The organism is Candidatus Saccharibacteria bacterium (genome assembly GCA_016699955.1).
Lineage (GTDB): Bacteria > Patescibacteriota > Saccharimonadia > Saccharimonadales > UBA4665 > JAGXIT01.
Map to the genome: position 1 here is coordinate 446,690 of CP064993.1, position 21,111 is coordinate 467,800.

General features: G+C 47.9%; 22 protein-coding genes. 19 read left to right on the forward strand and 3 right to left on the reverse strand.

Going from position 1 to position 21,111, the window contains the following annotated elements:
* The first annotated feature begins 36 nt into the window (after nucleotides 1–36).
* The 9 genes from argS to IPL85_02360 all read left to right on the forward strand — a co-directional run bounded on the left by argS (nucleotide 37) and on the right by IPL85_02360 (nucleotide 9,084).
* Entirely contained in the window at nucleotides 37–1,710 is a 1,674-nt protein-coding gene (argS, locus tag IPL85_02320) for an arginine--tRNA ligase (protein QQS20260.1), read from the forward strand.
* A 2-nt stretch (nucleotides 1,711–1,712) separates the two neighbouring features.
* Nucleotides 1,713–2,630 (forward strand): hypothetical protein, encoded by a 918-nt coding sequence (locus tag IPL85_02325; GenBank protein QQS20261.1) that lies wholly within the window; start codon nucleotides 1,713–1,715, stop codon nucleotides 2,628–2,630.
* 24 nt (nucleotides 2,631–2,654) lie between these two features.
* Nucleotides 2,655–3,131, forward strand: coding sequence for an NADAR family protein (locus tag IPL85_02330; GenBank protein ID QQS20262.1), 477 nt, complete (start codon nucleotides 2,655–2,657; stop codon nucleotides 3,129–3,131).
* A complete protein-coding gene (locus IPL85_02335) occupies nucleotides 3,128–3,523 on the forward strand; it encodes an MscL family protein (protein QQS20263.1) in 396 nt (131 codons plus the stop codon). The genes IPL85_02330 and IPL85_02335 overlap by 4 nt, the downstream gene beginning before the upstream one ends.
* Entirely contained in the window at nucleotides 3,520–3,915 is a 396-nt protein-coding gene (locus tag IPL85_02340; GenBank protein QQS20264.1) for a peptide-methionine (R)-S-oxide reductase, read from the forward strand. The genes IPL85_02335 and IPL85_02340 overlap by 4 nt, the downstream gene beginning before the upstream one ends.
* A gap of 288 nt (nucleotides 3,916–4,203) precedes the next feature.
* Complete coding sequence (locus tag IPL85_02345) at nucleotides 4,204–4,974, forward strand: IS30 family transposase (GenBank protein QQS20265.1); 771 nt, start codon at nucleotides 4,204–4,206, stop codon at nucleotides 4,972–4,974.
* Between the two features lie 55 nt (nucleotides 4,975–5,029).
* Nucleotides 5,030–5,374, forward strand: coding sequence for an IS30 family transposase (locus tag IPL85_02350; GenBank protein ID QQS20426.1), 345 nt, complete (start codon nucleotides 5,030–5,032; stop codon nucleotides 5,372–5,374).
* A 97-nt stretch (nucleotides 5,375–5,471) separates the two neighbouring features.
* On the forward strand, nucleotides 5,472–7,175 hold the full coding sequence (locus IPL85_02355; GenBank protein QQS20266.1) for a polysaccharide deacetylase family protein: 1,704 nt from the start codon (nucleotides 5,472–5,474) through the stop codon (nucleotides 7,173–7,175).
* 799 nt (nucleotides 7,176–7,974) lie between these two features.
* A complete protein-coding gene (locus tag IPL85_02360) occupies nucleotides 7,975–9,084 on the forward strand; it encodes a hypothetical protein (GenBank protein ID QQS20267.1) in 1,110 nt (369 codons plus the stop codon).
* A 113-nt stretch (nucleotides 9,085–9,197) separates the two neighbouring features.
* Here the strand turns inward: IPL85_02360 and IPL85_02365 are convergent, their stop codons facing one another.
* On the reverse strand, nucleotides 9,198–9,536 hold the full coding sequence (locus tag IPL85_02365) for a helix-turn-helix transcriptional regulator (GenBank protein QQS20268.1): 339 nt from the start codon (nucleotides 9,534–9,536) through the stop codon (nucleotides 9,198–9,200).
* A gap of 131 nt (nucleotides 9,537–9,667) precedes the next feature.
* On the opposite strand from IPL85_02365, the gene IPL85_02370 reads away from it, so the two are divergent.
* From IPL85_02370 to IPL85_02395, 6 genes are all read left to right on the forward strand, one after another.
* Nucleotides 9,668–10,237 (forward strand): NAD(P)H-dependent oxidoreductase, encoded by a 570-nt coding sequence (locus IPL85_02370; protein QQS20269.1) that lies wholly within the window; start codon nucleotides 9,668–9,670, stop codon nucleotides 10,235–10,237.
* Nucleotides 10,238–10,378: 141 nt separating this feature from the next.
* Nucleotides 10,379–10,954, forward strand: a complete 576-nt coding sequence (gene orn, locus IPL85_02375) for an oligoribonuclease (GenBank protein ID QQS20270.1) — start codon at nucleotides 10,379–10,381, stop codon at nucleotides 10,952–10,954.
* A complete protein-coding gene (locus tag IPL85_02380) occupies nucleotides 10,951–11,625 on the forward strand; it encodes an HAD-IA family hydrolase (GenBank protein QQS20271.1) in 675 nt (224 codons plus the stop codon). The genes orn and IPL85_02380 overlap by 4 nt, the downstream gene beginning before the upstream one ends.
* The gene (locus IPL85_02385) at nucleotides 11,609–12,253 is read left to right on the forward strand and encodes an HAD family hydrolase (GenBank protein QQS20272.1); all 645 of its coding nucleotides are present in this window, start codon (nucleotides 11,609–11,611) and stop codon (nucleotides 12,251–12,253) included. Before IPL85_02380 ends, IPL85_02385 begins: the two co-directional genes overlap by 17 nt.
* A gap of 131 nt (nucleotides 12,254–12,384) precedes the next feature.
* On the forward strand, nucleotides 12,385–13,608 hold the full coding sequence (locus IPL85_02390) for a CapA family protein (GenBank protein ID QQS20273.1): 1,224 nt from the start codon (nucleotides 12,385–12,387) through the stop codon (nucleotides 13,606–13,608).
* Between the two features lie 50 nt (nucleotides 13,609–13,658).
* Complete coding sequence (locus IPL85_02395) at nucleotides 13,659–14,003, forward strand: MmcQ/YjbR family DNA-binding protein (GenBank protein ID QQS20274.1); 345 nt, start codon at nucleotides 13,659–13,661, stop codon at nucleotides 14,001–14,003.
* 53 nt (nucleotides 14,004–14,056) lie between these two features.
* Here the strand turns inward: IPL85_02395 and IPL85_02400 are convergent, their stop codons facing one another.
* Nucleotides 14,057–14,761, reverse strand: coding sequence for a hypothetical protein (locus IPL85_02400; protein ID QQS20275.1), 705 nt, complete (start codon nucleotides 14,759–14,761; stop codon nucleotides 14,057–14,059).
* Nucleotides 14,762–14,873: 112 nt separating this feature from the next.
* On the opposite strand from IPL85_02400, the gene IPL85_02405 reads away from it, so the two are divergent.
* From IPL85_02405 to IPL85_02420, 4 genes are all read left to right on the forward strand, one after another.
* A complete protein-coding gene (locus IPL85_02405; protein QQS20276.1) occupies nucleotides 14,874–16,655 on the forward strand; it encodes a DNA primase in 1,782 nt (593 codons plus the stop codon).
* Between the two features lie 36 nt (nucleotides 16,656–16,691).
* On the forward strand, nucleotides 16,692–17,750 hold the full coding sequence (gene rpoD, locus IPL85_02410) for an RNA polymerase sigma factor RpoD (protein QQS20427.1): 1,059 nt from the start codon (nucleotides 16,692–16,694) through the stop codon (nucleotides 17,748–17,750).
* 375 nt (nucleotides 17,751–18,125) lie between these two features.
* Nucleotides 18,126–19,730 carry a M48 family metalloprotease gene (locus IPL85_02415; GenBank protein QQS20277.1) on the forward strand — a complete coding sequence of 535 codons (1,605 nt, stop codon included), beginning with the start codon at nucleotides 18,126–18,128 and terminating at the stop codon, nucleotides 19,728–19,730.
* Nucleotides 19,730–20,506: an HAD family phosphatase gene (locus tag IPL85_02420; GenBank protein ID QQS20278.1), complete on the forward strand. Its 777-nt coding sequence runs from the start codon at nucleotides 19,730–19,732 to the stop codon at nucleotides 20,504–20,506. Before IPL85_02415 ends, IPL85_02420 begins: the two co-directional genes overlap by 1 nt.
* Nucleotides 20,507–20,530: 24 nt before the next feature.
* Here the strand turns inward: IPL85_02420 and IPL85_02425 are convergent, their stop codons facing one another.
* Nucleotides 20,531–21,091, reverse strand: a complete 561-nt coding sequence (locus IPL85_02425) for an AAA family ATPase (protein ID QQS20279.1) — start codon at nucleotides 21,089–21,091, stop codon at nucleotides 20,531–20,533.
* Nucleotides 21,092–21,111 lie beyond the last annotated feature (20 nt).

A 21,111-nucleotide genomic window follows, 5' to 3' on the forward strand; every position in this document is an offset into this window, starting at 1 on the left:
TCGTCTTGATTTGTCACCTCTGTTATACTTTAGTGCATGAAACATGATCTGGAGCTGGTTGTTGCGAATGTGGCGAAAGAATTATTTGGGGTAGATGTCAAAGTTGAACTGACGCGACCAGAAGCAAAATTTAGCGATTATGCGACCAATGTGGCACTGCAGCTAAGCAAACAACTGGTCAAAAACCCGCGCGAGATCGCCGATGCTCTAGCTGAAAGTGTGAGAGAACGGAGCTCTCACATAGCAGCGGTGAGCGTGGCGGGGCCGGGGTTTTTGAACCTACAGCTAACCGATGTGGCATTGCTCGAATCCCTGACGATGGAAAAGACCAAGAGCTCGGCTGGTCAGAAAATATTAGTAGAGTATTCTGACCCGAACCCGTTTAAGCCCCTACACGCTGGGCATTTGTACACAACACTGGTCGGTGACACCATCGCGCGACTAATAGAAAACACCGGAGCCGAGACAATACGTATCAATTACGGTGGTGATGTCGGGTTGCATGCGGGTAAAAGTATGTGGGCAATCATTGCGCACCTTGGTGGCGAATATCCCGAGAATTTGAGTGAAATACCAGAGTCAGATCGACCAAAATGGCTCGGAGAGCGTTATGTAGAAGGAAACAACGCTTACGAAGATGATGAAAAGGCTCGGACGGAAATTGTTGCATGCAACAAACGTGTCTATGCTTTGCATGCCGAAAACGAGCATGATTCGGCTTTTGCCAAGATATATTGGGTGTGTCGGCAGTGGAGCTACGACTATTTTGCCGTGCTATACGAGCAATTGCAGGTGACACCTTTTGCGCGCTATATACCAGAAAGTGAAGTGACGTCTCTAGGCGTAGAAACAGTACGAGAGCAGTTGGCGGCTGGGGTATATGAGGAAAGTGACGGAGCAGTCATATTTCGCGGAGATGAGCACGGCTTGCATACAAGAGTATTTATAAATCAAGAGGGTTTGCCGACATACGAAACCAAAGATGTTGGGCTAAGTTTGACTAAGTGGCAAGACTACCATTTTGACCAGTCTATCATTATTACGGATAACGGACAGGTGCAATATATGCAGGTCGTTATCGCTAGCATAGGCCAGTTTGCGCCCGAACCAGCTGAACGTACGCGTCACCTTACGCACGGTGTAATAAAACTGCAAGGTGGAGTAAAAATGAGTAGCCGTAAGGGAAACGTGGTGACGGCAATGGAAATTCTCGAGGCGGCACGAGAGGCGGGTCGGGCTACCGGGACGAATCCATCAGAGGAAACTGTGCTGGCTGCGGTTAAATACGCCTTTGCTAAAAACCGCATAGGGGGTGACATTATTTACGACCCAGTAGAGTCAATCGCGCTAGAAGGAAATAGTGGTCCTTATTTGCAGTATGCGCATGCGCGAGCTAGGAGTATTCTTGTCAAAGCCACGAGCCACGAGCCACAAGACACTGATCACGAGCTGCAAGTAGATGAGCGGACACTTGTGCGCAAGCTGACAGAGTACCCTGAAGTGATCGAAAAGGCTACTTTTGAGCTCATGCCGCATTATGTCTGCACCTATCTGTACGAACTTGCCCAGGAGTTTAACCGTTTTTATGAGAAGAACCGTGTCATCGGTGATGATCGTGAACGACTGCGCCTTGAGCTGGTCGACTTATATGCGACCACGCTTAAACAGGGTCTGACGCTCCTCGGTATCCATGCCCCAGAGAGGATGTAGTTATGCAGCCAAACAATTCACCGATACTTATTGGACCAAATCCACAAAGAAAACTTCTAACTATCGCGCTTGTATTGGCTGTGCTTGGGGTAATTGGTTTTTTTCAAGTCAAATCACACCTTGAGAGGACGGCCATAAACGATTCGCAGCTTTTCTATGCTGCACTGGAGAACAATCTAAGTACTACTTATGTCAAAAGAGAAATACGTAAAAGCGGTGAAGTATCTGGGGGCGACGTTATGGCTTTTACACAAACTGATGTATCTGATCCAGCGAAACCCAAATCATTTCTAAAAACTGTCTCGGTGACATCGGGAAACGAATATACATCTGAGCGGTATCTGGGAACGCCAGTATATCCAGCTTATGTACGCTATTCATGCGAGGGCTGTGCACTGCCTCCGAACCTTTCCCCGGTTGCGGGCAAATGGCTGCAGATTAAAGATATGAACGAAGTGTTTGCGTTCGGTGGTGATGACCTAGGTTGGGCACAATATGAAATCAACACGTCACTTTCCCGCTACATAATGGGTAATTTTTCTTCTGACGATCGAAAGGCAATCTTACAAGCCTATCGTGATAAAAAAGTATTTGTCGTTCCCAGTACGGCGCAAACAGTTGATATCGATGGCCATAAGGTCAAAGCGTACACGAATGTACAGACAGACTGGAAAAGTCTGCAAGCAGTCAATGATTTAGCGGCGAAAAGGACAAAACAAGAAATGCGCGGCATTGGTAACAGTGGTTACGATATCACCCTGTCGTTTTATATCGACCAAAGCACAAAGCGATTTGTACGAGTAGAGGAGAAGTCGAGTACAAGCAATCTGTACTCTGAGACGGTAGATTATTCCTATCCTACGCAACTCACAATTTTGCCCCCAAGCCAGTATGAACATGCAAGCGCGTACATAAAGTAACTTACCCCCCCAGAGAGGATGTAGATGTACCCTGATCCAGAGCAGCAATTGACGTATCAAACCGATGAAACTGTCTTCTTCTTTACGCATGCGTACGACCCTCTCAGTAATTGGTCGGCACATGCAGTGACCATTTATGAACATACGTTTCCGACGGTTGAGCATGCCTTTCAATGGCGTAAGTTTTTTGCTACCGAGCCAGATATTGCTAGCGCCATCTTGCACGCACCGAGCCCGTGGTCGGTGGGGCAGATTAACCGGACAATTGGCGAAGGCAAATTATCGGCTGACTGGCATGACATACGCGTGCGTGCCATGGAAGAGTTACTGCGCGCGAAAGCTGCTCAAAATGAAGATGTGCGCACGTGTTTAAGTCAAACAGGCAATCGGCGAATTGTCGAAAATCATCCCTTAGACAGCTTTTGGGGTTGCGGCCCAAATGGTAATGGTGAGAATATGATGGGGAAACTGTGGATGAAAATACGAGAGGAGCAGAGATGACAGAAAAAAGAATACGTACCAGAGAAGCCCTGGTTACGATGCTTGATGAGCCAGATGAAGTAATGAGGCGCCAGGTTGGTGGCTTTGTTAATTTTATGCGTGAGAAAGCTGTGGTTGGGCTGGCGGTGGGCTTTATAGTTGGTCAGCAGGCACAGGGGCTTATAAAACAGCTTGTCGATAGTTTTATCAACCCGTGGCTGAACATCATTGTCGGATCAAAATTGCAAGAACGCAAAGCCTACATCGGTGACGAGTCTTTTGCATGGGGCAAGTTCGTCTATGTGTTTATTAATTTCCTCATGGTGCTTCTGGCAATCTATCTGCTCATAAAATTGTTTAAGCTCGATAAACTAGATTTGCCAAAAGAAGTGAAGCCCAAGAAGTCAAAATGACATCCCAGGTGAATCCTAACCTTTCTGATGAACAAAAACGGGTGCTGTTTGAGCAAGGAACCGAACTGCCAGGGAGTGGTTTGTTACTGGACGAATCACGGCGCGGAGTGTATGGCTGCGCAAACTGTGGTGCTCTGCTGTTTCGAAGTGAGTCGAAGTACGAATCGGCCACGCCTGGTCTAGTTGGCTGGCCAAGTTTTGCGGAAGCTGCCAGTAATGAAGCGCTTATACTGGCGCCAGACACGTCACTGGGTATGCCGCGCACCGAGGTAACTTGTGCGAAGTGTGGTGCCCACCTTGGACACCTTTTTACCGGCGTCGACGACCATCCGTCGGGAAACCACTTTTGCATTAACTCCTGCGCGCTTAATTTTAAAGAAAAGTTGGGATGATAGCATACATTATGTAACTGCTCACACCCTCCTGGTATCTGTTAAGTAATTACACAAGTGTAAAATCGCATAAATGCTAACAGATAAGGCAGTTTAGCGTAGGCAAGTTGTTGACCAATTATCACCTCTGTTTTTGAGGCAGTGAGCAATTACTACATCTTGAATTCGACCTCCAAGTGCAACAAACCAAAACTATCCCCTCAAAAAGTAGGACATTAGCTTCTCGTCTGCCTTGTCTCTAGAATTAGGTGTGTTCAGCAACTAATAATCGATGAAAGGAGACAGCTAATGTCCTATCGTCATCTTATCTCAGATGACCGTGTTGTCATAGCAACACTACTGCAAGAACACAGAAACCAAAGCTATATCGCCAGTAGGATTGGCGTCAATCGTTCGGCCATCAGTCGTGAGCTGGCTCGCAACAAAACACGAGACAAACCAGTCCAGATACCACTGCCCAAACGCCCGACCATTCTCGACAAAGACTGCCGCCATGCCCGAGGTAGCGGTCTCGCCCAGGACAAATACGAAGCAGGAGAAAATTACTGCAGCGCAGTACGCGAAGTTCATCTTGCCAACCGTTTCTATGAGCCGCGCAGTGCCCAGCGTGCTGCAACCACACGACGTTTGAATGCAAACCAAAGCCGGCTGCGGTTGGCATACCAGTCTGGCGACTGGCTCGAACAGTACGTCAGACATCGTCTACTCAAAAATGAGTGGTCACCCGAGCAGATTGCCGGTGGCTTAAGACGAAACTACGGTATTGTACTTCACTGGCAAACCATTTACGACTATATCGATCTTTGCTCCAACAAAACAGATAAGAAACAGCTTCAAAAGCACCTTCGGCGCGGCGGCAGACCGTACCGTCATCACGGTACGAACGAACGCATCAAGGCTAGGCAGAAAGCTCTGCCGCCAATTCAGAGCCGTGACGCAGTGATTGAACAGCGAACTCGTCTAGGTGACTTCGAAGGCGACACAATTGTTGGGTTGGACACTAGAGACCGAATCGCCACCCACGTTGATCGAACAAGTGGGAGTGTCTGCTCGGGTTAGTACTTGGCTATGACGCACGTAAGATAGCTGACGACACCGCTAAGCGGCTGAAACAATATGCACAGTCCGGGCTCCCATCCGGACTGTTACATATGACCGTGGTACCGAGTTTGCCGAGTATGAGCGTCTGCGAAACAATGCTGCCATAGCTGTGTACTTTGCTGATGCCTATACGCCATCACAGCGTGGCAGTAATGAAAATCTAAACAGCCTTGTCCGCCAATACTACCCAAAACGATTCGACTTTAAGACGATTACCCCAAGACAACTCAAAGTCGTAGAAACCAAGCTTAACAACCGTCCAAGAAAACGATACAATTTCCGCACGCCTATTCAGCAGAGATACTACGTACAGGCAAGACAGTTAGCCGGTTTTGTTGCACTTCGGGATAGAATGTAGGCATTATTCATTTACATACTACGTATAGAGTGGTATAAATATCATTAGGTAAACAACGTAACGATCTTGCTGCGTTAAAAACTTTAGGGGAGATTTTATGAAGCGTATAGTCACTATTTTTGTCAGTATTTTACTAATGGTGGCCGCGGCATTTGGCATGAATTCCTATGTCAGCGCATTGGGACCAAACTTAGTACCTAACCCTTCAGTTGAAAGTGGAACGGTTGGCTCGCCCTCGTCTTGGGCTAGTGGCAAATGGGGCACTAACACGACGACATTTTCGCATAAAGTAGGTGGACATACTGGCTCATACGCTCTGAATATTAAGATGACAGCTCATACCAGTGGCGATGCGAAATGGTATTTTACTCCCGTCAATGTAACTCCGAATACTTCATACACTGTGAGTAACTGGTATCAAAGCACCACACCTACAACCGTTGCAGCGGTAGTTACTTCCACAACAGGTGCTGTCAGTTATATATCTCTCGGTACACCTGCCGCCAGCGCGACCTGGAAACAAAATTCTTACACATATGTCACTCCTGCTAACGCTGCGAAAATGACGATTTATCATTTCATTGAAAGTGTCGGCGAGTTGACTGTCGATGATTATAGCGTGGCGACAACCGACACCACTCCTCCGCCTCCACCACCTCCTGTAACAACCAATTTGATTGCGAATCCTTCACTAGAAACATCCGCCAATGGAACTTCCCCAAATTACTGGTATTACAGCAAATGGGGCACCAATACCACTAGTTTCAAATATGCCACGATCGGCCATACTGGCAGCCGCAGTGCCGAGATCACTACGACAGCCTTTTCAAACGGTGGCAGTCACTGGATGTACGACAGTATTGCTGTCACACCGGGTAAAGTATATGAGTTCAGCCACTGGTATAAGTCATCCGTTATGACACCGATGTATATTCGTTTGACTATGCAAGACGGCAGTGTAAAAGAAACCTGGTTGGGCGACGCGCAGGCTAGCTCCAGCTGGACGCCATATAGTACGAGAATAACTGCACCAGCGAACGCCAGTCGCATCGCGGTTTTCCAGAGCTTGAGAACCGTCGGCACTTTAGCTACTGACGACTACTCATTTAGAGAAGTGACACCGGTTCCCTACAGCCGCGCGATTGTCAGTGTGTCGTTTGATGACGGCTGGGCAAATCAATACACAGCAGCTCGACCAGTGCTTAACGGACTTGGCTTCAAATCTACCTTCTACGCTATATCAGGTACACTTAACACGACGTACTATATGACAGGCGCTCAGGCCAAATCGCTACACACTGACGGACATGAAATTGCATCACATTCGGTGACACACTCGAATTTCACGAATTTGTCAGCTACTCAGATGACTAACGAATTTGCGAACAGTCAGATAGCCCTGCAAAACCTTCTTGGAGCCCCTGTTACCAGTTTTGCCTATCCATACGGAGCGTACACAACCGCCAATCTCAATACCGGCAAGACGTATTACAATAACCAAAGAAGTATAGACCCAGGTTATAACTATAGAGACGCTATTGATGCTACCAAACTCAAGGCAATTGTCGTAACCAACGCTATGACCACGGCGGAAGTGCAAAACTTGATAGACAACGCCATTGCTCAAAAATCATGGCTCATACTTACGTACCACGAAATTGCGACCAGCCCTGTCATACCAAGTAACACCGCGGGTATGGTGACGCCTGCCAATTTCAACCTGCACATGAATTACCTCAAAAACAAAGGTGTTTCAGTCCAGACTGTTAAATCTGCCCTAGCCGAAGTACAGGCGCAGTAGGCTATAAGCCTCGGTTTGAAAATACACTAGCGTACATCGCTGACGATAAAAGGCCATCGAATTCGTCCTGCTAAGACTTTAATTTACGGCTTAAGAACAAATCCGGACTGCTATTAGCCCATAAAATATAAATAACGGACAGCCATGGCCCGTCGTATATCCTAAAAGCATGGTAAATGGCTCAAAGAACAAGACAGTGTGACAAAGCAATACCCACACCAGCGAACCAGACGAGCCTACTTCAGCCTAGTCAGAAACCTGCCTTACTTGTTCACGTACCAAGCAGATTACCTACAGGAATACACGACAGAAACTGGCAAGAAAGTAGCCAATACTACTAGCCCATTAGACGGTAGATTTGGTGTTTGGAAGGACAAGCTAATACCACATCGAGGCTGCTCGAAACAACGTACTATTACGATGCTTTGTAGTTTCTTCTCTGGGAGAACAGATTAGAGGAGCAGTCCAGATTTGTTCTTAAGCCGGAAGTAAATAGTAGTGAGCTTAGTGTTTGCTGAGACATTAACTACCGAACCGCAGCTTGGTGTAAAACCATTGTAAGCGCCAACAGGCGCTAGCGAACGAGAGCGAAGCCTAAAGGGGCGGGTTATATAAGCAGCGAACTCCTGGCCGGACATGTTACTAATAGCAAAGGATAGAATCATCTTAGTCCACACCAAGAACAAGGGCTGAAACAAATAATAGTTTTTGATATGTATACATCCCTATGTAAGCAAAAAATCAGAGTAACTTAGTTGATAATACGACAACAGTCTGGCATATTACATATATAATTATTATGAACAAACCGATTCACACTGAACGACTCATCGCACCGCCCGAGTCATCCTTACGGGCGGGGCTAGCTGATTTTTTTAAGTACTTAGGAGCATTCGTTGTTAAAGGGGCTGTCACAGTTAACGCGGTAAACCTGGCGCTAACTGGGTCTGTTGAAGGCATGTTGCTTGCCGACCAAGAGCTTGTGCTATTACATCATGACTGCCCTAGCCCCTCAGCAGCAGCAATTCAGGAGGTGGAGGGTTTATTCCCACCGTCAAAAAGTATACGGCCGTTTCGTAGTGCTGACAGTTATGGCCTTCATTATGCAAGCCCTGAGCTAAGACAGATGGCTTCGGATTTACGCAAGGCTGCCGCCGATCCAACTGTTTCATTTGAAGATTTTGAGCATCTCGCTCAAGCGATTGATAAAGCATATGGCATCGTGCTTACTGTGCCCCGCGATGAATCATTCAGAGATTTGTATAAAGCTGTTAATCTAGCCGATGAAGAACAGCGTAAAGCTATCAAAACAGCTATTGTAAATCATGCCGATGGGCTTGTTGGGAAGTCGCATGAATTTTGGGACTACGTAGGGGCTAAGGAGGTTCGTTTCGCAGTGCCTAACAACCCCAAAGCCGTTTCGTACATTGATCCTCGGCGAGCGGGTTTTATAGTACTTGGACCTAGTACAGTCGCTGGAGACTTTAGACACGAGTCGGGGCATATAGCTGACAGATACTTCTGTCAGTCCTTTGGGTCGATGTTTGCCGATCCGGCTTTTACAACGTTGAATACCCAAGGTTATGATGAGGCATCTGAGACCGGTGGTTCAACAATTAGCCCAGGTAAAGTTTATATTGTAAAAGATAACTCGCCCATTTTTAATATACAAGATGTTCGACCGAATACAGTTAGTGTATACGCCAGCAAAAATGTTGTTGAAGACAAGGCAGAGACGTTTTCCGCCGTTACTAGCTCCGCAGACTGGATGTCGTTTGTGCTACAGCAAGGCGGGCCTACCCTACGGCATAAAGGTGTAAATATTTTCGCTAAGATGTACGAGCATAACCCACAGCTAGTTAAGTATTATGCCAATCAGCTTGCAAGATTGAATGCTGGAGCTGACTGACAACAAAATACGACGTAAAGGTCTGTCCGCTGAATCCAAACTCGATCTCAAAAGCAAGTGGACTTCAGGTATCCGGGTAAGACTGAAGTTCCATAACGTAACGCGGTTTTGGCTTAGCACTCTTCGTGGTATTTGTTGCCCCAGGCGGCCATGGTCTGTAAGACTGGCACGAGGTCGTAGCCCTTGGCTGTAAGTGTGTATTCGGTGCGTGGAGGCACTTCAGCATAAGTTTTTTTTGTGACGACACCGTGAGTTTCGAGAGCCTCGAGGCGCTGGCTAAGGGTGCGTGGGTTAATTGTACCGACGGATTTTTCGAGCTCCCCAAATCTTTTGGGTCCTGCGTAAAGGTCGCGGATGATAAGAGCGGTCCATTTTTGTCCAATAACACGCAGCGCTGAGGCGATGCATCCGATCTGTGGTTCTAGGTTGGTAAATGTAGGTTGACTAGTCATTGTTTGCTCCAAAAAGGTTTCTTGGCTTTGCTCGAGATGACATTTCTGTGAATCGTAGAAATGGCACTTTACTTTGTATAGTTATAAACGTATACTTACTATATAAAGTATATCATAAGGAGGAGTAAAAGATGAAATTAGGCATAATCGTTGGTTCAGTACGTCAGGGGCGTGTCAGTGGGAACATGGCAACTTGGGTTGCGAATGCAGCAAAGGCATATGAAGGTGTAGACGTAGAGGTTATCGATCTTCTTGACTACAAACTGCCAATGTTTGACGAGGCAGTTTCACCTCAGTACAATCCTGACCGCAAGCCGGAGGGAGAGGCTAAGAAGTGGCTCGATGTTCTCGCACGTCAGGAGGCTTATGTTATTGTAACTCCAGAGTATAACCGTTCAATTTCTGGTGCCTTAAAAAATGCTCTGGACTATGTGGCGTACGAAATGGCAAAGAAACCAGTCGCCTTGGCTTCACATGGTTCAACCGAAGGAGCACAAGCAGTGGCCCAGCTCCGGGGTATTTTAGCCGGCGTATTAGCCGTGGCAACTCCCGTATTTGTTGGCTTACCGTACATGGATGCTCAGAATATGAAAGAAGACGGTACTTTTGAGGATGCTGGTAGCTACCGTGCCGGTCAGCTGAAGGCCGCTCTTGATGATGTAGTGTGGTATGGGAATGCACTCGCCGCTGCACGTAAATAAACTTGACTAAGAAAAGAACCTCCGACCGCTGTCTTTTTCCTGGACGACCCTGAAGACAGCTAGGGTTCTTTCGTTATTCGAGGTTATATCCCGTTCTATCTCTTAACTCTTATATCATAACTCTGTATACTCAGAAGTAATATGAGTGAGATTGACAAAAAAGTACTGCCGACTCGACTGTTGTGGGTAGATCTAGAAATGACTGGGCTCGATGCGTCGCAAGATGTCATTCTCGAGGTAGCCGCGGAGGTGACAGATTTTGAGCTCAATACGCTTGAGACGTATGAGGCAATAGTGGCGCAGCCAGCTGAGATTGTTGTTGCTCGGATGCAAAAAAACTCGTGGTGGCGGGGGTATCCCGAAAACCGTGATGAATTTATCCGGAAAACGAGCGATGAAAAAACAGCAAAACCAAGTTATATCATCGAGCAAGAGCTGGTGGCGCTCATAGAGCAACATTTTGGCGCCGAACCTGCCGTTCTCGCAGGCAATAGCATATATAACGACCGCAAATTCATTGCGCGGTACTGGCCGAAACTTGATTTGAAACTGCACTACCGTATGCTCGACGTGAGTGCCTGGAAAGTGTTCATGCAGGGACGGTTTGGCGTAAACTACGAGAAAGCAGACGTGCATCGTGCTCAAGAGGATATACAGGCATCTATTGCTGAGCTCCAAAACTACCTCGAGTGGTTCGATAAGCGGCAGATATTTTGAGTCGTGAGCCAAGCATTAAAGCAGTCGTTTTTGACCTCGACGGGACGCTGCTAAATACGTCGGAGCACGTTTTGCAGGCCTTTGAACATGTCATGCGCGAACATGGTGAGACACAGGAGCGTCAGGCCATCATCGAGGCAATTGGACCACCGCTGCTTGAGTGTTACCAGCAGCTTCTGCCGAGCCATGATCCAGAAAAGTTGGCTCATCGTCATCATGAACTCCAACAGTCCAAAGAATTTCTTGCACTGGTAGAAGAATACGTGGGTATGCGGCAAACGCTGGCAGTGCTTCGCGATGCAGGCATAAAAACGGCTGTTTTTACGAACCGTTGGCGCAGGGGAGTTAATTTGTTGTTTCAGGAGCTCGGGCTAGGGCCGGAGTTCGACATTGTCATTTCACCGGATGAGCTGAAATGCGGCAAACCTCACCCCGAGGGCTTGTTGCTGATTGCTTCGGAGCTCAGTATTCCGCCTCATGCTTTGGCAATGGTCGGGGATCTACCGGTCGATATAAAAGTAGGCAAGAATGCTGGGGCGGGGATAACGATCGGTATAACGCACGGCTTTGGTTCGCGAGAAGAGCTTGAAGCAGCCGGGGCAGATTATATCGTTGATTCACTGGCGGAGCTGGGTAAGCTAATCGAAAGGCTCAATGATGGCAAGCGTTAAAGCGATACTGTTTGACTTAGATGGGACGCTCCGGGATACCAAAGATATCATCATTGAGGGGTATATGCATGCTGTCGAGAGGCACAGTGGATACCGGCCTTCACTGGAAGAACTGCAACCGTATATTCACCACCATACAGAGGTACACAGAGGTCTTTCGTCGGAAGTTGACTATGGCGACTGGCTTGAGACGTACCGGTTAAAAATTGAGGGTGCCTGGAGGGACTCGCCGTTCTTTGAACATGCCGAGGCGGTGTTAGAAGAGCTAAAAATGGCAGGATATCGGCTGGCAGTCGTGACCTCAGCTGACTACGATCGAACGATTGAATACCTGAGCTACCGGAATGTTGACCAGTTTTTTGAAGTCGTCGTTGCGATGCGCGAAGGTTTTAGGCCGAAACCGGCGCCCGACATGATGGTGGAGGCGTTACGACAGCTTGGTTGTAAGCCAGGTGAATCAATTACGGTTGGCGATATGGTTACCGATTGCCAAGCGGCCAAAGCAGCCGGTATTCCATTTGTTGGTATTACCCACGGCTTTGCCTCGCGTGAAGAACTTAGTGCAATCGGCGCGGATTACCTAGTTGATTCGTTGGCAGAAATACCCGCACTGCTCACGCAGCGCTAGCGCTATACTCGACTTATAAAACCCGAACCCGGCGTATGCGAGCACCACTCCTTAAGGCTTCGTTCTCGCTCCCTGGATGTCTGAACGCGTGAAGAGTGGTGCATACTCCGGGCTGGGGTTATACTAAGCTTATGTATAGGGCAGGAGAGCGTCCTCGTAGGTATAGAAGGCAACTTTTAATTGCGGTTGGGGCCGTGTTTGTTGGTACGGCTGGGTGCGCTGCGGCTTATCGCTTTACCCCGCAGCAACCACCACCCTGGAATGCACCACAGCTTAAATCAAAGGCGTATGTTACGACAGTCAGCTCGAACGTACTTTTTACCGGCAATTCATATTTTAGTCGCTACATAAACGATCACGCTATGAAAAGCGAGCTCAAGTATGCCTATCCATTTTCCCGTCTCAGTGAATTCCACCGTGAGCAGTACGATGAATGGGTGACTGGGCTCGAATGCCCCACGGTCGCTGGTTTGCAACAAACCTCGGCACAGGAAGACGCAACGCTGTCATTCAACTGTAATCCGCAGTATTTGCCTGAGCTAGTAAAGTGGTTTGGCGTTGTGACGCTGGCAAATAACCATACTGACAACCAAGGCGCTGCCGGTTTTACGGAAACAAAAATGCATTTGGAGGAAAACAACATTCAATATTTCGGCCACCCTGACCCGCGTGAGCTCGAAGACATTTGTGAGGTCATATCGCTGCCCGCCACTGTAGCTACCAGTGACAAAAAAACGACAAAAGGCTTTTTGCCCGTTGCCATGTGCGGCTATCATGGGTTTATACGTCTACCGCTGCCTGACTCTATCGCAGTAATGAAAAAGTACAGTACATACATGCCTGTCATTGCTATGCCGCATGCTGGTACGGAGTATCGCTCTAGCCCTGAGAGGGTGAAGGTAGACCTTTATCGTTCTATGATAGATAATGGCGCAGACATGGTGCTGGGAGACCATCCGCACGTTGTGCAGCCGAGTGAGGCATACAAAGGCCATCCCATCTTCTACTCTATGGGCAACTTTATTTTTGACCAGCAGGTCGCACCAGAAATGACTCGTTCGGCGGCCATAAATGTCAAGTTTACAGTAAACGGCGCTGATGCAGCTCAACTGAACAAGTGGCTTGCAGTTGGCAAAATGTGCAACGCATATCATGATGATTGTCTTGCGAGAATACAGCAAGCCGGCTTACAAAAATTGCCCTATAACTTCATGTTCGATATTATCGGCAGCGATGACCTGGGCTACATAACAAAACCAGCATCTTCTGAGGTGCAAGCCGGCATATTACAGCGTCTCAACTGGGAGCAGGTAAAAACCCAGCTTCAGCCGCCATATTTTGCGAATAGCAAGTGATTTTAGATTCTGTCTTTCATCTTATGCCAAGTATCTTCTATACTACTGCCATGACACATAAGGAAGTAGAAGAGTATTTGCTTAGCATGCCTAACAGCTACCTAGACTATCCATTTGGCGAGGGAGTTGCCGTGTACAAGGTGGGCGATGCGACTAGAGCAAAAGAAGGTAAGATGTTTGCGCTGATTGCGGAGGGTAAAACTCCACTCAACTTGAGCCTGAAGTGCGATCCTCAACTCGCCGAGGTGCTGAGAGAAAAGTACGAAACGGTGTTACCGGGCTATCACTTAAACAAAAAACATTGGAACACTCTCGTTCTGTCTGGCCAACTACCCAAAGAAGAAATCCTAGGACTTATTCGCCACAGCTACCAACTCGTTACAGGGGTAAATTAACCTAGTAGATGGTGAGTCTGACGTCTGGGGTTTTGCCTAAAACCGGTAAACGGTTATCGACTTTGCAAGGTTTTTGCTTGGTCGTAGAGTACCTTACCAGAATCAAAACTTTGGCGGAGAAGCTCCCTGAGCTTTTGATTATTGGTGCTTTTGTAAATATCTTGAACATCGCTCAAATATGTTTCAAGCTCAGCGGTGAGCACTTTGTGTAGTGCCGCATCGAATGTACTAGTTGCCTTGGCTGCATCTAAAGTTTTATCTGTGGCAGGGTCTTGTTTGAGATTCATTTGCTTCAAATCCAAATCAGCCCCTGTATCATTTATGTACTCAGTTAGTTGGGATAGACTTGTGCTAATGCTTAGCTCTGTGGTGTAGCAAAATCCTTTTGTGTCCTCGGTAGCCGCTTGCCGTTCACAGAGCGCTGCAATGCGAACAATTTCTTGTTGCTGCTGAGCAATACCAACGAGGTTAGTAGAAGAAGTCCCTTTTGGCAGAAGCATTACAACTACCATACCCACGACTAGTATGATGCTCGCAATAACCACTGTTATAAGCAGGAGTTTTTTTGTTTGGCTGCGACCGCTTAGACTCGATTTGTGACTTGAGCCCTGCGGGTTTACGATAAAATCGTATGGGTTTACCGCCGCGGGAGGTGTTTGATTATATGATGGTGCGATTTGCTGCGTCGACCCATAGCTGGGGTATGCCGGCGGCGCCGGCGGCGACTGCCCATAATTTGGTTCTTTTGGATTCATCATGCTTATGGTACGGGAGTTCAGAGGTAACAGTCAAGGCACAAGACGTTTGCGTGGTATTTTAATCTGTAACGCTTGCCTAACTACAAACTACTAACTACTATCTACTATATAGATGGATGCAAAGGAAGAGGTACGGGAGCGGCTGGCGATAGAAGACGTTATTGGTGAATACGTCCAGCTTAAGCGTGCCGGGCGGACATGGAAAGGCCTCAGTCCATTTACCAGTGAGAAAACGCCGAGCTTTGTGGTGAGCCCAGACAAACAGATATGGCACGATTTTAGCAGTGGTCGCGGTGGTGATATTTTTACATTCATCCAGGAAGTTGAAGGCGTTGATTTTGTTGGCGCGCTTGATATTTTAGCTCGCCGCGCTGGAATTGACCTTGAACAATACCGTCAGGTAGGGGTGAAAGGCCCAACTTCACAAACTAAGGAGCGCCTGTATGAGGCAAATGAATGGGCATGCAAGTTTTACCAAATGCAGTTTAGTAAAAATATAACTGCACTGCAGTACGTACTACGGCAGCGGGAGTTTACGAAAGAAACCGCCCTCCAGTGGCGGCTGGGATACTCGCCGAACACTGGTCGGGCACTACTGGATTTTCTGCTGGGTAAAGCATTCACTGAGAAGGAAATCAAATTGGCGGGACTGACGAGCCAGGCGTACCGCGGTGGGTTGCAAGATATGTTCCGCGGGAGGCTTATGATCCCATTGTGCGACCCGCAGGGGCGAGTAGTTGGCTTTACGGCACGTCTGCTCGACGATGACCCCGCTGCGCCAAAGTACATCAACACTCCGGGAACGCCACTTTATGATAAAAGCCGACACATTTTTGGGCTGCATTTTGCGAAAGAAGCCATACGCAAAGGAAAATACGCAGTACTCACCGAAGGTAATCTTGACGTTATACAGAGCCACCAAGCGGGTGTAAGGCAAGTAGTGGCGACGGCTGGGACGGCGCTAACCGAACCAAACCTTAAGGCACTGTCGCGTTTGTCGGGTGACATACGTCTGTGTTTTGACGCCGATAAGGCTGGTCTAGCCGCAACCGAGCGGGCAATACCTATCGCCGGGAAAGTGGGAGGCATACAGCTCAGTGTTATCAATATACCGAGCGGTAAAGACCCAGATGAACTCATTAAACAAGATGTGCAGGTTTGGCAAAGTATCATCGAGCAACCACACTACGCGGTGGATTGGCTGATAGATCGCTACGGTTCGATATTGGATCTCTCTACGGCACTCGGCAAGCGTGAGCTGAGCGATGTCGTGTTGCGTGTTGTGAGACAATTGCCTGATAAAGTTGAACAAGATCACTATGTTGCTCGCCTGGCCGGGCTACTACAAGTGAGTAAAGAGGCGCTTGCAACCAAGCTCGCTAGTACGCCTGACGAAACTGGACCGGTGCGCCGTCGGGCATCCCAGGTGAAACTCACCCCTGTTGAAAAAGCCATCTCAGACAAAGTGAAAACAGAAGAACACCTTATGGCACTCACGCTCATGAAGCCAAACCTGCGCACCATGTTGTACCCACTCGACCCTGATATGTTCACTGATGACGATGCCCGACATGCTTTTGAGTTTCTGGCCAGTCACCCCGAGTTTGACGGGAGTGATCAAGACGAGGTGCAACAGATTGCAGAGTATGCTAAAATATTGTCATTAGTCTATGAGACGCTGTATCAGGATATCGAGCCGCTCGAGCTTCGAGCCGAAGCGAAACGTTTGCAGGCTGCGCTGATACACCAATATGTGAAAATGCAAAAACAAAAGCTGAGCGCAGCATTGCAAACAGCCAATTCCGAGGAAGAAAGCGAATTGCTTAAACAAGCACGCGACCTCGACCATTTATTACGAATAGAGCAAGGAGACACGAGTGGCACCGAAATATGATGATAAGGCAAAGTTTGTGCAAGCGAGAGCGACTTTATTAGAGAAGGCGAAAAAGCTGGAAGTATCGAAGCAAAAGAAATCTCGGACTTGCTTCCCGACACGCCTGTAAATGTGGAAGCGCTAGATGCGCTGTACACCGAGCTGACGGAGGCGGGCGTAGATGTCATAGCACCGGAAGAGCCGGCTTTGACCGACCTCAGTGACGAGTGGCTCATCGAAGAAGAGGAAGAAATTGTACTTGAGGATCAGACATATCTCGATGATATTGCCGATGATTCGGTGCGGCTGTACTTGCGTGAAATTGGTAAGATTCCACTGCTAAACGCTGAGGAAGAATTGGCGCTGGCGCAGCGCGTTGTTGCTGGCGAAAAAGAGGCCAAAGACCAGATGGCGGAAGCAAATATGCGGCTTGTAGTTTCAATTGCTAAGCGCTATGTTGGTCGGGGGCTTGATTTACTTGATCTCATTCAAGAAGGCAACACGGGGCTTCTGCGCGCAGTCGAGAAATTTGACCCAGATAAAGGGTTTAAGTTTAGCACGTATGCTACCTGGTGGATTAGGCAGGCAATTACCCGTGCCATAGCTGACCAAGCCCGCACCATTCGCATACCGGTACACATGGTCGAAACCATCAACAAGCTGCTCCGCACGCAGCGTCGTTTGACCCAGGAGTACAACCGCGAGCCAACCAACGCCGAGATTGCCCGCGAAATGGAAATCGACGAAGCAAAAGTTGAGCATATTATGAAAATTAAGCAGGATATTTCTTCACTCGACGCCAGCATACGCGACGACGAGGAAGAGTCAGTCCTCTCCGACTTTATCGAAGACGAAGACACGATCACGCCCGAAGAATCGGCCACAGGGCAGTTGCTAAAAGAGCAAGTAAAAGACATGCTGTCGGCGTTGACCGAACGCGAGCAGAAAATTCTCAAACTCCGTTTTGGCCTAGAAGACGGCAAGCAGCACACCCTTGAAGAGGTGGGGCAAGAGTTCTCGGTTACCCGTGAGCGCATACGACAAATCGAAGCTAAGGCTCTCGCAAAACTCCGCAAGCACAAAGACGCACGCAAACTACACGACTATATCAAGTAGAAGGGGGTCAAGAAGTATGGGACGAAAAAAATATCTACTGTTCGCGGGAATTTGTTTTGTGTTAGCAGTTATATTTATCCCCACATTCTTAATCGGGGTCAGTATCATTGTACCTGTTTTCTTATGGCTCGGTATCTTTTTTGTCATCAAATGGTTTAGTGATAGGGCACAAAACCCGAGACCAGAGGAGCAGGTACCTGACACCCCGTACCCGAGCATACGACAAGACAATGGCGCTGTGCCCCGACGCATAAGCAAGACATCCAAAACAATTGATTCCAAGGTTAAGCAAAGTTAGTACGGGCTCCAGTTTCCCCCTGGCCTAAATGTTTGACGCCGTGTTACACTTGAAAAGTAGTATTTAAGGGAGGAAGTATGAAACTTTTTGGTGCATCGCTCGTGACGCTCGGGCTAATTTTTTCTTTTGTATTTTTCATAATTGTACTCATTTTGCTCCAGCAGGACGCAATGAATGTTTGGCTGGCGATGGGCCTCACGGTTGTGTTCAACTTCATCATGTGGCTGGTCGGGCCATGGGTAACGGACTGGATTAATAAGTTTTTCTATAAAGTTGAGTTTTTGACTCCGGAGCAGGTTGCGCAGCGGTATCCGACAATTGCACCTACGATTCAGCAGGTGAGTAGTGAGTACAATTTTAAATATCCAAAAGTCGGGATAATACCAGATAACAACCCGACAGCCTTTTGCTATGGGAGCGGGCGATATAACTCACGGCTGGTTGTGACACAGGGTCTTTTTAAATACCTAAACGAGGGCGAACAGCGCGCGGTCGTAGCACACGAAATGGGACACATTGTGAACCGTGACTTTATTGTGATGATGGTTGCGAGTACGCTGGTTCAGCTGCTGTACGAAATGTATTATTGGCTTACGAGGAGTAAGGGCGATAGAAAAAATAATCTGGCGGCGATTGGGTTTATTGCCTATATCCTGTATGTAATCGCCTCATATTTGCTACTTTATCTGAGCCGGACGCGTGAGAAACTCGCAGATATCTTTGGCGCTCAGGTTGCTGATCCTGAAGATCTCAGTAATGCGCTTATAAAAATAGCCTACGGCATTGTGAGCGAGGAAGACAGCGGTGCAACAACCAGACTACTGCACAGTACTCGGCACATGGGGCTGGTCGATGTTAAAGATGCCAAACATGCTGGTGGTGTTTCATACATCACGAACAACGACAGCCAGGCCGTTACAGAAGCAATGCTCTTTGACGCCTACAGCCCATGGGCGAAACTGATTGAGCTGAACTCTACGCATCCGTTGACAGGCAATCGCATAAAGGCACTGAGCAAGATGCCAAGCAAATCTGGCCGTCCGTTTAGTTACAACGTAGAAGCAGCGGCCAGTCGAGTAATGCTCGATAAGCGGCGACTGTGGAATGTGCTTTGGAGCGATCTTGCTGTCATGGGCATGCCCTACGCCGTGGCTATTGCGGTAGGACTTGTTTCTAGGAACTGGGGTATTGGTATTGCGACATTTGGAATCGCGCTTGTGTTAAAAACCATGTACAGGTACCCGAGCGGCACCCCAGCACAAACCTCGGTGCTTGGTGAGATGCGCAACCCATACGCATCTCCGCTTAGAGGTAAATACGTGTCTTTGCAGGGTGCGGCCGTTGGTCGCGGTGTTCCTGGCTTTGTTTTTGGCGAGGACTTGATGTATCAAGACAAAACGGGACTGATTTTTATGGATTACCACTCTGCCTTCAGTTTTTTTGGGAACATATTTTTTGCGCTGAAAAAGGTAAAAAAGTTGCTCGGTCAACCCTCGGTTGCAACGGGCTGGTTTTACAGAAGTATTGCATCGTCCTTGATATTGCGCCGAATAGACGTAGACGGGCAGCCAAAGCCCATACGTAGTCGTCGACGTGAGTGGTCTTTTGTCTGGGCTTTTTTGCTCATAGCGCTCGGCGTCTTCATCGCCATCCTACAAACAGGTTCCAGTAGCACCCTGTAGTGTCAGATACATTCGACTCTCAACCCCTTGGTGCAATCTTTGATGTAGACGATACATTGCTGGATAACTATCCCAAGCAGCACAAGTATGGGTTACATGAGTATGCACGCTTGCTCGCTATGCGGGAAATTGGCAATAAGTATGGCTTGCGGCAGCTTGCAGAACTTAGCGAAGAGCAAAACAGAACGGTGCTCGCGCGGGCGTACGAACACAGCATAGAGGGTAACATTTGGCAGCTTTTTTATGAGTTTGGTTTGGTCGGCACCCCAATAATAGAGCACGAGCATGCTTTGCTAAGAGAAGTTGCTGTTCGGAAGCATGAGCTTTACGAACCGGTGTTGCGTGAGTTTGGGGCACCACTGCCGAAAGCGGTTGAGTTTGTGCGGGCAGTCTATGTTTTGACTAATGGCAAAATTGCCATTGCGAGTGGTGCGCGCAGGGCAGACGTAGCTGCTTTTTTGCAGATGAGCGGCATGGAGGCTTTATTTGAAAACCGAAGGGTAATTGCGCGGGAAGATTTTGCCCAAGCCAAACCCAATCCCGAATCTTTCGAAAAAGCGTTTCAATCGCTTGATTTGCCCGACAAACAGAGAGGTTTGGTACTAGCATTTGAAGACGACCCAAAGGGAGTTACTTCGGCTAAACAAGCGGGGTTATGTGTGTGTGCTATTACCTCTCGTTTTGACAGGACTGCGTTGTTAAATGGTGAGTGCGCCCCTGACCTTATTCGCGAAAGTTACGTCGACTTCGCAACCACGCTTGGCATATTGTTATAGCGCCATCAGGCGTTAGCTGGTTGGTTAGACTAAGCTTTTTTGTATAATAATATCGAGTTGAGCGTATGTCTCTTCCGGTGCGTTATCGTTTAGCACAGTGTAATCAGCATTGGCTATAGGACCGCCTTTTTCAATATTTTCGATCTCGGCATACTCACGGGCAGTGGCCTGCTCTTCGTTAAGCGGGCGAACTGGACGACTAGCAAGTCGCGCATGACGAAGTTTGCGCTTGGCTGCTACGGCTATGACCAAGATGTTATCGCCGTATTTTTCCTTGAGAAGCTTGTATTCACTCCAACTGTATAGTCCATCGGCAACAATAACCTCATTGCCAGCGGTAGCCAATTCTTCTATCTTAGGGATCATTCTTTTTGCCATCACCGCTGGACCTTCGCTAGCACGCAGGGCTTCGCGCACCATTCTTTCATTCACTTCATTCACTTCAAGGTCTCGAGCTTTAACCTCGTCTACTGTGATCCCACCAAAATATACACTTGGCCAGCCCTTTTTCTCCAAATATTCAACACAAAGTCCTTTGCCAGCTCCAGGCATTCCTACCAGCGCAATTATTTTTACACCATTCATACGAAGTATTGTACCAGTTT